This is a genomic window from Nonomuraea sp. NPDC049129, from assembly GCF_040648495.1.
Taxonomy (GTDB): domain Bacteria; phylum Actinomycetota; class Actinomycetes; order Streptosporangiales; family Streptosporangiaceae; genus Nonomuraea.
This window is the reverse complement of record NZ_JBEZDU010000004.1, coordinates 339,919-352,194: the sequence shown is the minus strand read 5'-3', so window position 1 is coordinate 352,194 and position 12,276 is coordinate 339,919. Positions and strand designations below refer to the sequence as shown.

Here is a 12,276-nt window from a genome sequence, read left to right as displayed (position 1 = left end):
ACCTGGAGCCTGCGCACCCTGGCCGAACACCTCATCTCCCCGGGGTGTGGTGGCGGCGATCAGTCGAGAGGGCCTGCGAAGCATCCTGCACGCGAGCGTAGTGAGCTGACAGCCCACCACGATCTGGAAGGCGTCCAACGACCCGCACTTCATCGCCAAGAACCAGCGGGTGGCCAGCCCGACGGGTGATGCTCAAGGCAGCGTCAGGCTGTCCGGCGCTTGACCTCAATTGTGGTTGAGGTCCCAGAATCGCTGATGCGGGCGGCGCGGCCGGATGGGCCGGTCAAAACGCGCCCGCATGTCCTGGATCGAATCCAGCCCAACCATGGAGATGTTTCATGACCAAAGTCGTCGTTACCGGCGCCACCGGCAAGCAGGGCGGCGCAGTCGCCGACCTGCTCTTGGAGCGCGGCCACGAGGTGGTGGCGTACGTGCGCTCGCCCGAGTCGCCGGCCGCCAAGACGCTGTTAACCCAGGGAGCACGGCTTGCCACCGGCGACCTCGCCGATCCCGACGCGCTCCAGCGGGCCTGCACAGGCGCCGACGCGGTTTTTGGCCTGTCGGTGCCGTTCGGGGAGGGTGGCAAGGACGAGGAGGTCGCGCAGGGACGCCAGCTCGTCGACACCGCCGCTCGCCTCGACATCCACCTGGTGTACTCCTCTGTGCGGGGCGGCGACCGGCTGGTGGCCACCAACGTCGACCACGCCGACAGCAAGCAGCTCATCGAGGCGTATTTGCGCGAGCGGCCGGTGCGCGCGACGGTGCTCGGCCCGGTGTATTTCATGGAGAACGTGCTCAACCTCGGCTTCAGTCAGCTCGGGGACGGCTTGCTCGCCAACCCGCTGACTCCGGGCAAGCCGCTCGACCAGGTGAGCGTCCTGGACATCGCCGGCATGGCCGTACATGCCGTCGAGAACCCCGACGAGCTCATCGGCCAGCGGATCGACATCGCCTCCGATCGCGTCACCGGGCAGGAGGCGGCCCGGATTCTGAGCGAGGTGCTCGGCCGGGAGATCCCCTACCAGCAGATGCCGCTGGACATGGTGCGGCAGTGGGCCGGCGAGGAGGTGGCCACGATGTTCGAGAACTTCGAGAACAACACCGATTTCCTTGACATCGAGACCCTGCATGCCAGGTACCCCGCCGTGCGCTGGCACAGCTACGCCGAGTGGGCCAAGACGGTGGACTGGGACAGAATCCTCGCGGGCTAGCGGCCCGTCACGCAGCCTTGGCCGGGTAACTGGTCCAGCTTCGGATGGGTGAGCTGGCGGCGAAGCTGGTCTTGGGTTGGGCGCGGGTGTTGCGCCAGTGGACGTAGGCGCCGATTGCGGCGTTCTGCTCGTCGTGGGTGCGGTGGTCGGTGCCGTTGAGGGCGTAGTAGCGCAGTGCGGCGAACTCGGACTCGATCCAGTTCAACCACGAGCCATAGGTGGGCAGGAACACCAGCTCGACGTTGTTGTCGGCGGCCCAGGAGCGGACCTCGGAATGTTTGTGCGGCGAGTAGTTGTCCATGATCACGTACAGCTTTTCGCCAGGCCAGCGAGCGCGAAGAGTCTTCAGGAAGGACAAGAACTCCCGCCACCGCTTGCGCCTGCAGATGCGGTAGTACAGCTTGCCGGTGGCCAGGTCGAGTGCGGAGATCATGTGCATGACGCCGAAGCAGCGGTTGTAGGTGGCGCGCAGTCGGGCCGGGCTGTCGGCCGGTCGCCAACGTTTGCTGCCCAACCACCTGGGTAATTCAGTGAGCCGATTACCCTTCAGGTTGAGCTTGGTAAGACCAGTGAGGTCGCCCAGCGCCTCAGGAAGAGTATCAAGACCGAAGTCAGCAAGGTCCAATTCAGTAGCGCCGCTATCCAGCGCTGCGGCGATCCGCTCCTCAGCCTCTGAAGACACTCCAACCCGCCTCATTTCGATGTCTTGCCATCAAATACCATGCGTCCGATAAAGCGGCCATTGGCCGACGATCGACAGACAATACCGCGTGATCGTCCATCGATCGCGTAAGAACCGCCTCCGCCGTCGATCTTCGGTTTGGTATCGGGCGGGTGGCGCTCCGACAATCATGTCGGAGGTGCCGATTCCACTGGCCGGTGCGGGTGCTGCTGTCAGGGGTGCTCGCCAGTGCGGGTGCTGCTGTCAGGGGTGCCCGCCGGTGCGGATGCTCGGCCAGGGGCGCACGACCATACGCAGCCCAGGCGCGCGCCGACACACGACGTCCCCGGCTCAAGACCGGCAGGATTGGCGCCGAGCCGGAGTCGCGGGTGCAAACGCCTGGTGGCGGACGCCGGCAGCCGAGGGTGCGCGGCGAGTGTGTCCATTACAGAACTGTTGAAGTGTCACGCCTTTGCCGTTCTTATCTGGATAAATTAGGCCGGGCGAATTCCGGGGAGGTGGGCGTGCACAGCCAGCGCGACCTCTACCAGGCGTACCGGCTCACGGTCCAGCGCATCGGCCTGGCTCTGATGCGAGCCCAGCCGAACCAGCCCGAGTGGCCGCTGCGCCGCCAGAACATCGGCTTCCTGGCCGGCGCCATGGTCGCCGTGCTGCTGGGTGTCGGGTTCGCGGTCGTCGGCCTGCTCCGGCCCAGCGGTACGAAGGCGCTGCGGGACCCGGGGACGCTGATCATCGAGCGCGAGACCGGGGCCCGCTACGTCTACAGCCAGCCCCAGCGCAGGCTGATCCCGGTCGCCAACTACGCCTCAGCCCGGCTCGTGCTCGACTCGCCGCAGATCACCGAGCGGGTGGTCGCCAGGGACGCGCTGAGCTCGTACGAGCGCGGTACGCCGGTCGGCATCCCGGGGGCGCCCGACTCGCTGCCGGCCGCCGATCGGCTCGCGAGTGGTCCCTGGTCGGTCTGCGTTCAGGAGCGCGAGAGCGACACGGGGCGCAAGCCGTACGTGACGTTGATCGCCGGGCGGCAGGCGGGCGATCGGCCGCTCGCCGAGGACAGCGCGATGCTCGTGGACGTCGGCGGGCAGACCTGGGCGATCTGGCGCGGCGCGCGGATGCGCGTGCCCGCCGGGATCGCGCGCGGCCTCAGCGGCACCGACCCGGCGGCCGTGCCCGTGGCCTGGCTGAACGCGCTTCCGGAAGGGCCCGACCTGGCCGCGCCCGCGATCGAGGGGCGGGGGCGGCCGGTGACCGGGCCCGGTGGTGAGAAGGCCGCCGTGGGGCAGGTCTTCCGGGCCACGGCCGTCGCCGGGGGCGAGCCGCACTGGTACGTGCAGCTGGCCGACGGCTTGGCGCCCGTCACGCGTACGCAGGCGACGCTCCTGCTGAGCGACCCGGCGGCGTACAGCGGCGGCACCACCGCCGAGATCAAGATCGACGCGGCGACGGCCAACGCCGCCCCGCGCTCCCGCACCAAGCTCCCCGCCGACGGCCTGCCCGCGTCGATGCCGAAGATGACGGCCTACGACCCGGCGAGCCCGCTCTGCGCGGTCTACGCCGACGCCGACAAGGGCTCGGCCCGCGCCCGGCTCATGTCGGGCGGCACGCTACCCGCGCCACGCGGCGACGCCACGGATCTGGTACGTCTGCCGCCCGGCCGGGCGATCGTCGCCGGGGTCCTGCCCGGTGACGGCCAGCTCGACGCGGTGCAGTCGTACTACCTGGTGACGGACGAGGGGCGGCGCTACGCCGTGCCGAACGCGGATGTGCTGGGCAAGCTGGGGTACGACGCCAAGCGCGCCACCCCGGTGCCCGCCAACGTGCTGCAGCTCATCCCCGAAGGGCCGGTGCTGGATCCCGCACGCGCCGCCAAGCCGGTGGCCACCGCCTCGCCGGCTCAGTGACCACGAATCGGCTCAGTGACAACGAGTCAGTAACCCCGGTAGCCGCCGCCGGTCTTCGTGCCGACGACGCCGGGCACGTTGGAGACCGAGCCGTAGCGTTCGATGGCGTAGCGGACTCCGGCGATGATGTTGTCGACCGGGTTGTAGATGTTCTCGTGCCCCGGCAGCTTCCACCGGTTGAACGTGGGGTCGATCGTCTGCATGAGCCCCTTGGACGGCGTGCCCTTGGCGGCGTTTGAGTCCCAGTTGTTGATCGCGTTGGGGTTGCCGCCCGACTCGTGCCGGATGATGGTCCAGATGTCGTTGGCGTTCATCTTCTCGACCGGGTAGCCCTGCGCCTTGAGGACGTTGACGGCCTGTGTGATCCAGTCGGCCACCTGTCCCTGCGGGGCTGGTCCGCCGCCCGCCGGGGGCGGACCGCTCGGCCCGTATCCCCCGAAACCGGGCAGGCTGCCTCCCTTTCCACTGGCCTGGGCGAGGGAAGTGCCGCTCCCGGTTTGCTGTCGCGACGGGGTCCAGTCCAAGGGCTTCCCCGCACCTGGGGCGAAGGGCTCTGTGTCCGGCTCCGGCCAGTTCTCGGTGGATTTGCCCAGCCCGCCCAGCAGGCCCCGGATACCGGCCGCGGCCGTGCCCAGCGCGTTGTTCGCGGCCGTCCGCTGCTCCTCCAGCTGCTTGCGGGCGTCCCCGACCAACCCCTGCACGCCTTCCAGGATCTGTTCCTGCGTGGCCTGCGGGTTCCTGGCCTGGAAGTCGCGTACGGCGGCGGCGTAGTTCTGGCAGATCCCGTTCGCCTGGGACTCGGCCGTCCGCAGGGCCTCGGCGGCCGTGGCCAGGTGCGTGGCGCATTGCGACAGCACGCTGTGCAGCGTGTCGCCGATCTTTCCGGCCCGGTCCATGTACGTGACGAACGCGTCGGCGCTCGCCCCCTGCCAGGCGGCGTCCAGATCGCCGACGGCCGACCTGACCGCGGCGGTCTGGCCCCGGCCGGTGTCGGCCGTCGCCTGCCACACACCGACGACGCGGCCCACAGCGCCGGGGTCGCCCACCAACGTCGAGGCCAGCGTGGCCAGTTCGGCGCCGCCGGGGACGCCCCGTACGTCGTCGATGCCGCTCACCGGCGCACCGCGGCCCCGTCGGCGTCCGTGAACGTCCGCTCCACGGCGTCCAGCGCCTGTTCCACCGCCTGGAGATGCCCGCCGAGCGTCCGCGCGGTGGTCCCGGCGGCCGCGTTCAGTTCGCTCACCGCCGCGGCCAGCGCCCCGGAGTTGTCGAGCCGGCCGAAGGCGGCCTGGTCGATCGCCGCGCCGGACACGGACGCGGCGACCTCGGCGTAGGCACCGGAAGCGTTCTTCGCCGCCGTTCCGCACCCGTCGAGCGCTTCACGGTGATATTTCAGGACCACAGTAGATCTCCTCGGTCAGCACTCAGCGGCGGAAGAGCGACAGCAGTTCCTCCGCCCGGTCGGTGCGGGCGATCCAGACCTCGCGTCCCCGCCGCTCCCTGCTGATCAGCCGCGCGGCGTGCAGCCGGTCGCAGTGATAGGTGATCCCGCTGGGCGCGATCTTGACGTTGGCGGCCAGCATGCTCATCGTCATGGGCTGGTCCAGCTGGCAGAGCAGTTCGGCGCGTACCGGGCCGACCAGGGCGGACAGCTCGTCCACGGCGGGCGCGACGGGCCGGCGCCACAGCGACTCGGCACCGGGGACGGGGTAGGCGATCCACACCGCGTCGGGATGGTCCAGGCTGACGATCACGGCGTCCTTGCCCGCCAGCATCGGCACCAGGATGATCCGCCGGTTGCCCAGCTCGTACGTGCTGGCCTCGATGTCGGCGATCAGCAGGCCGCGCTCGCCGTATCGGATGCGGTCGTTCAGTGAGCCCAGCAGCAGCTCGGGGCCGCCGCGGACGGAGGTGATGCCGACGCGCTCGATCTCCCGGTCGAGCAGGGGCCGCGCCCGCTGCCAGAGCGGCTCGGTGGTGTGCCAGACGTCGTTGAGCGCGGTGGCGTACCCGCGCAGCCAGCGGCCGGGCCGCTCGGCGGCGGCCCTCCAGTGCGTCGGCAGCGATCCGTCGCCGAACGCCTGCTCCAGGTCCTTGATCAGGGATTCGGGCGGTATGTCGCTCAGCGCGCTCACCTGGGCCGACACGGACATGTCGTCCATGGGGGTGATCGGCGCGACGCTGTCGGGCACGACGGAGTAGCCGGGAGCGGCGAGCGGAAGGACCGCCTCGCGTCCCAGCGGGCTCACCCTCGACTGGACCGCGCGCCGCCACAGCTCGGGCAGGCCACGCCGGCGGCCGGCCAGCGCGTCGGCGATCATGGCGAGAGCGGTCAGGTTCGGAGAGATCGACACGGACAGCTGAGGAGCGGAGGTCACTCGCAGCTCGCTCCACACGTTCGTTCTGATTACCGGAGCCCCCACGGGTCGTACTGTAGGCAAAGCTGACATCTCTGGATGGATGCTTCAAATAAGCTGGAAAGATCCGTTGGCACAGGTCGCATGAGGTGGGGGCCGGACCTGCACCTTCCGGCCCCCACCGGCTATGTGGTCACCCTCATGCTCAGGTGATGCGGACGCTCTTGGCCCTCAGTCGCATTGGATGCGCTCCGTTCAGGATGTTCCGCCTGTGCTTGGTGCATAAGGAACGTAAGCCTCAACGCTCACATCTGACTTACAAGTCACTTACAGCCCCACGATCGGTGCGAAGGAGAGCGTCTACCTGCGGCAGGAAATCGTGTTGAACGGCGATGTTCCTTCACCGTTGAACCCGCCGTCAGGCTGCCGTTTCCGGACACGCTGCCGGCGGCCCAGGTCCCAACACCCGTAAACGCCACGGCGGCGTGGGTTCGGTGGCTTTCACCACCGAGCCCACGCCGCCGGTTCGTCGTGCCGATCTAGCTCGCCAGCGCTAGTTTGACGGTCAGGGCGCCGGTCTTATCGGCCTTGGGGTCGAAGAGGATGGTGTAGGTGCCCGTGGCGGGCAGAGTCGTCGCGGAGATGGTGCAGTTGCGGCCGCAATAGGTGGTGGAGCCCAATGCGGTGCCGTCGGGCTTCTTCACCGATACCTGGGCGTCGATGGAGCTGCCGAAACTGGAGTTGGTGAAGGTGAAGGTCACCTTCTGGTTGGTGGTGCCGTTGAAGGTCCAGGTTCCGTTCTGGCCCGGGGTCATGGTGGTCAGGGTCGAGGTGGCACCACCGATGGTGATCCTCACCGGAGAGAGGTCGGCGACCGAGTAGGTCCTCAGCGTCAGCTTGCCGACCTGTTCCTCTCGCGGGTTGTATTCGACGGTGTAGGTGCCTGTGGCTGGCAGGGCCACTGGGTCGAGGAAACAGTTGCGGCCGCAGTAGGTGGCCGCCACCAGCACGGAGCCGTCAGGCTTCTTCACCGTCACCTGGGCGCCGGTGCTGTTGGCGAAGTCGGCATCGGTGAAGTTGAACGAGACGAGCTGGCCCGAGGTGCCGGAGAGGGACCAGGTTCCGTTCTGGCCCGGCGTCGTCGTCGTGAGACTGGACGCGGCGCCTCCGACCGTGACGCTGCCGGTCAGGTGAGTCACCGTGTAGAGCTGAGCGGTCAGCTTTCCGACATTCCCATCCTGCGGGTCGAATTCCACCGTGTAGGTACCCGCCACCGGAAGAGCAACCGGTTCCAGGAAGCAGTTACGACCGCAGTAAGTGGCCGCCACCAGCACGGAGCCGTCAGGCTTCTTCACCGACACCCGAGCACCGGTCGCACTGGCGAAACTCGCTTCGGTGAAGTTGAACGAGACGAGCTGGCCCGAGGTGCCGGAGAAGGACCAGGTTCCGTTCTGGCCCGGCGTCGTCGTCGTGAGACTGGACGCGGCGCCTCCGACGATGACGCTGCCGGTCAGGTGAGTCACCGTGTAGAGCTGCAGGGTCAGCGAACCCGTCTTGGCGTTCTGCGGGTTGAGCTCGACCGTGTAGGTGCCGGTCACCGGCAGCACGGTCGGCTCGAGCAGGCAGTTGACGCCGCAGCGGGTGTCGGCGACCAGGTCGGTTCCATCCGGCTTCTTGACCTTGACCTTGATGTCCGAGCTGGAGGTGAACGTCGAACCGGTGAAGTTGAACGACACCTGCTGGCCCTCGGTCCCGGCGAACGTCCACACACCGTGCTGTCCGGCGATCGTGGTCGTCAGCGTGGACGCCGGCCCGCCGACGGTGACCTGCGCCGCCACGTCCTGCGCCACGAGGTTCACCTGGGCGGAGGCCGAGCCGGTGTAGATACCGGCCGGGTCGACCACCACCTGGTAGGTGCCGTCCGCCGGCAGTACGGTCGCATCGAAGAAACAGGAGGTGGAGCAGGACTTCTTCGGCAGGAAGACCGAGCCGTCCGGTCCGAGCACCAACGCCTGCGCGCTGGTGAACGTTCCGCCCGAGATCGCGATCGAGATCCGCTGCCCGGACTTTCCTGCCAACGACCAGGTCGGGTTCTGCCCCGGCTCGGTGGTGGTCAGCTTGACCGCGGCGCCGCCCGGCGTGAGCGTCCCAGTGACGTCGCCCGCGACGACCTGCGCGGAGATCGAGCCCACGGCCGTTCCATACGGGTCGGCGACCACTGTGTACGTTCCGGTCTCCGGCAGCGTGGAGGTGTCGAACGCGCACGACGGCTGGCAGTAGACCGGCTTGAACAGGTCCGATCCGTCGGGATTGCGCACCGACGCGCGTGCGTACCCGTTGTTGTCGAACGTCCCGCCCGTCAGAACGAACGCGATGCGCTGACCGGCCGTCCCGGCGAACGACCAGGTGGCTTTCTGCCCCGGCCCGGTGGTGGTCAGCTTGACCGGTGCCCCGCCGGCGGTCAGGGAGCCGGTGACGTCGCCCGCGACGACCTGCGCGGAGATCGAGCCCACGGCCGCCCCGTACGGGTCGGCGACCACCGTGTAGGTCCCGGTCACTGGCAGCGTGACCGTGTCGAACGTGCACGACGACTTGCAGTAGGTCGGCTTGAACAGGTCCGTTCCATCCGGGTTACGCACCGAGGCGCGCGCGTACCCGTTGTTGTCCCACGTCCCGCCCGTAAAGGCGAACGCGATACGCTGACCGGCCGTCCCGGCGAACGACCAGATGGCGTTCTGCCCCGGCCCGGTGGTGGTCAGCTTGACCGGTGCCCCGCCGACGGTCAGGGAGCCGGTGACATCGCCCGCGATCACCCCTGCCGTCATCGGCCCCGGCCGCGCGACGGTCGGATCGACGATGATCGTGTAGGTGCCGTCCGCGGGAAGCGTGATGGTGTTGAAGGCGCAGGCCGTCGAGCAGTAGGTGGAGCCGTACAGCGGGGTTCCGTCCGGTTTGCGGACCGAGGCGTAGGCGGAGCTGGTCAGCCCGCTGACCCCGAACGCGATCTGCTGCCCGGCCTTACCGGCGAACGACCAGTACGCGTCCTGTCCGGGAACCGTGCTCGTCAGTGTGGAGGGCGCTCCGAGCGCGACCGTCCCGGTGAGGTCGGTCACCTCGAACAGTTGCAGCGCGAGCGAGCCGGTCTTGGCGTCCTTCGGATCCCACACCACCGAGTAGGTGCCGGTGGCAGGCAGGGTCTCGGTGTCGATGAAGCAGGTCTTGCCGCAGCTCTGCGACGCCAGGACGGCCCCGTCGGGTCGCTTCACCCGCAGGGTGGCGTCACTGCTCGAACTCAGGGTGCCGTCGGTGAACTCGAAGGAGACCTTCTGGCCGGCTGTTCCGGCGAACGTCCAGGTGCCGTACTGGCCCGGCTGGGTGGTCGCCAGCGACACCTTCGGCCCGCCGATCGCCGCGGTCTTGACGACATCGGGCGCGATCGTGCTCACGCTGAGCTTGTAGGCGCCGAACTCGTCCTCGTGCGGTGAAACGCGTAGCCGGTACGCGCCCGCCGCGAGGCTGTCGAGGCGCTTGTCACCGCACAGAGAGTTGGCGGCAACGCTCGCGCCCGCGGCGTTGAACAGCTCCCAGTTGAGCCAGAGCCCCGGGCACTCCTGCGCGTCAACGAAGATCGAACCCTGCTGGCCCAGCGTGAACTGGTACTCGTCGCGCGCGACCTCGCTCTCCAGGTTGCCCGCTCCCGCGGCCGGGACGCCGTCCGAGGCCGCGAACGGCAGCGACACCGTGAACGTCTGTGGCGGCGTGACGTCCAGATCGAGGTTGACGTTGTCGATGCCGAACGCCTGGTTCGAGATGCCCGCCACCCCGGTGGCCGTGGTCTTGAACTCGATCTGGCTCTTGTTGTGGGTGACCGGCATCGTGATCCGGTACTTGGCCCACGGCAGGCCGGTCGCCAGTTTCCCGGTCGCGACGGGCGTCAGCGTACTCGGCGTGATCGTGTACGGGGTGCCGCGGTCGGTCTCGACCTGGACCGTCTCGGTGTCGGTGTCGGACGCCCAGTCGCCGACGGCCAGCAGGTCGAAGCTCAGCGTCCCGCTCTTGTGAGACGGTAGCGACTGCGCGTAGAACCGGTACGAGTCCGTCCCGCTGAACGGCCCGGCGAACGTGCTCACCGTCGGATCGGTCGACACCCGCGACGGCCGCACGTTCGAGCTGAGCGCCCCCTGGAAGTCGATCGCCAGGTCCCCGTTCTCGTTGGCTACCTGCGCCGTCGGGTCGAGGATGGCCTTCGTCTGCTCGGCGGCGGCCTTCGCGAACGAAGTGTCCGCCGTGAGCGCGATGTCCAGGATGCAGTCGTTGAACTGGAGGCCCGCCGGGACGCCGTTCGCCTCGCACTGAGTGGTCGCCAACTGGACCTGCTCGGGCGTCAGGTCGGCGACCGAGACGATCTTGGATGGGAACTGCTTGTTCGTGAAGGTCGCGGTGCTCTGGCCCGGACCGTAGGTGAACAGCGACTCGTTGTCGTCGATCCGCCAAGAGTCGGCGAAGCTGCTGTGCAGCACGGTCGGCGAGGCGTTGGCGGGCAGCTGGGTGCCGTCCCGCAGACGCAGGTCGTTCTTCGGGTCGCCGTCGGCGTTGCCGAGCAGGCCCACGAGGTCGCTGTCGGGGGTCGGCGGCACGTAGAGGCTGGCGGCGCCTCTCCTCCAGGACAGAGCAGGACCGGCCACGCCGTCGAACATGACGGCCCACTTGTCGTCCTTGCGCAGGATGAACGCGTTCTTGCCCAGGTGGAGGAGCTTGCCGGTGTCGAGCGTGCGCTTCTGGTTGTCGATGTACAGGTCGTCCTCGTGGAACTCGACCAGGTGGTCGCCGGCCTCCATCGCGGCGTCGAACATCACCGAAACGTCCCTGCCACCGCTGGCGGGGCTGAGCCGGCCCTGGATCTCCAGGTTCCACTTGTCCGACTGGGCGAGGATGAACTCGCCGACGGACTGCAGGTCGTAGCCCAGTCTGTCCGGGGTGGTGAAGTGCGGTTCGCCCTTCACCAGACTGCCGTGGTGGCTGAAATACCACCACAGGATGAGGCCGACCAGCCCCACAATGCCGAACGCCAGCGCCGCCTCGGCCGTGATGAAGCCGGCGTCGATCAGGAACGCCCTGCCCGCCTGGCTTGCGAGGAACAGCTCGATCTCAGCGGTCAGCTCGGCCGCGGCGAGTTCGACGCTGCCATAGGCGCCGATGTCCTGGGCGAGCGTGGTCGGACCGACGGTCCGGATGCCCCTGATCAGCGGCAGAAGGTAGTCCGGGGGGTCCCACTTGAAGTCGTCGTCGTCCTCGTCCACGTTGGGGATCTTGGCGGGCGGGCTGTTGGGATCCGCCGGGTCCTTCTGCCTCTCGCACTTGCGCTCCTTCTTCACCTCCCGGATGTCCAGGAGGCCGGAGGCCGGCGAGGTGGCCCGGTAGGTGGACAGCTGGTATCCCTTGTCGCCGCCACTGAGCGGGCACGTCTTTCCCTTGCCGTAGACCTGGAACCAGTCCTCGTACCCGCCCCAGCGGTCGAGGACCGACCCGGCGCGGACGCCGTTGACGCCGTTGGCGGCGATCGCCGCGACGTACCGGCCGACCTGGCGTCCCCAGCCCTCATAGTCCGGGTTGCCCTTGACCTTGGCCTCGACCACCTCGGCGAAACTGGTGCCGATCCGGTCGTAGTAGACGATGTCGGGCCGATCGCGGCCGTTGTTGAGGTACGTCTCCCACTGGACGTTCGGGTTGATGACCGCGCCGGGCTGTGCGGGCGGCCGGACGCCGAGGTGGTCGTTCACGTACTTGATGGCGCGCGCCTGCCCGATGGCCTCGATGCCGCCGCCGCTGCTGCACTCGTTGGGCTGCTGGTAGATGTAGGTGCCGAGCGCGGGACGGGCGGTCAAGCAGCTGCTGTTGATGCGGCGGCGGGTGGCGTACATGGCGTTGAACACGCAGCGTTTGTCACCTCTGCCGGCGTTCGACCAGTCGTCGCTGTTCGGGGGGCAGGGGGCGGCGGCTGCGTTCACCGCCGCTGCCGCTGCCGCCATTCTGGCGGTTAATGTCTCGTGGACGGGTCCTAATAAGGACGCCACGAGCACGCCCACCATGATTACGCAGAGACGCCGCATGCACTCACCTCGGAT

Annotated in this window: 7 protein-coding genes; 2 read left to right on the top strand and 5 right to left on the bottom strand. The window is 68.4% G+C overall.

Features of this window, described 5'->3' with window-relative positions; translation table 11 throughout:
- The first annotated feature begins 338 nt into the window (after positions 1–338).
- Positions 339–1,211, top strand: a complete 873-nt coding sequence (locus AB0B64_RS14285) for an NmrA/HSCARG family protein (RefSeq protein ID WP_357942134.1) — start codon at positions 339–341, stop codon at positions 1,209–1,211.
- 7 nt (positions 1,212–1,218) lie between these two features.
- Here AB0B64_RS14285 and AB0B64_RS14280 read toward each other — a convergent pair whose 3' ends face one another.
- A complete protein-coding gene (locus AB0B64_RS14280; protein WP_358177412.1) occupies positions 1,219–1,893 on the bottom strand; it encodes a transposase in 675 nt (224 codons plus the stop codon).
- Between the two features lie 503 nt (positions 1,894–2,396).
- Here AB0B64_RS14280 and eccB point away from each other — a divergent pair.
- Complete coding sequence (gene eccB, locus AB0B64_RS14275) at positions 2,397–3,794, top strand: type VII secretion protein EccB (RefSeq protein ID WP_358177409.1); 1,398 nt, start codon at positions 2,397–2,399, stop codon at positions 3,792–3,794.
- 26 nt (positions 3,795–3,820) lie between these two features.
- Here the strand turns inward: eccB and AB0B64_RS14270 are convergent, their stop codons facing one another.
- The 4 genes from AB0B64_RS14270 to AB0B64_RS14255 all read right to left on the bottom strand — a co-directional run bounded on the left by AB0B64_RS14270 (position 3,821) and on the right by AB0B64_RS14255 (position 12,084).
- The gene (locus AB0B64_RS14270; protein WP_358177406.1) at positions 3,821–4,909 is read right to left on the bottom strand and encodes a transglycosylase SLT domain-containing protein; all 1,089 of its coding nucleotides are present in this window, start codon (positions 4,907–4,909) and stop codon (positions 3,821–3,823) included.
- Entirely contained in the window at positions 4,906–5,196 is a 291-nt protein-coding gene (locus AB0B64_RS14265; RefSeq protein WP_357942126.1) for a hypothetical protein, read from the bottom strand. The genes AB0B64_RS14270 and AB0B64_RS14265 overlap by 4 nt, the downstream gene beginning before the upstream one ends.
- A 22-nt stretch (positions 5,197–5,218) precedes the next feature.
- Entirely contained in the window at positions 5,219–6,217 is a 999-nt protein-coding gene (locus tag AB0B64_RS14260; protein ID WP_357942124.1) for a winged helix-turn-helix domain-containing protein, read from the bottom strand.
- A gap of 473 nt (positions 6,218–6,690) precedes the next feature.
- Positions 6,691–12,084, bottom strand: coding sequence for a VWD domain-containing protein (locus AB0B64_RS14255; RefSeq protein ID WP_357942122.1), 5,394 nt, complete (start codon positions 12,082–12,084; stop codon positions 6,691–6,693).
- Positions 12,085–12,276 lie beyond the last annotated feature (192 nt).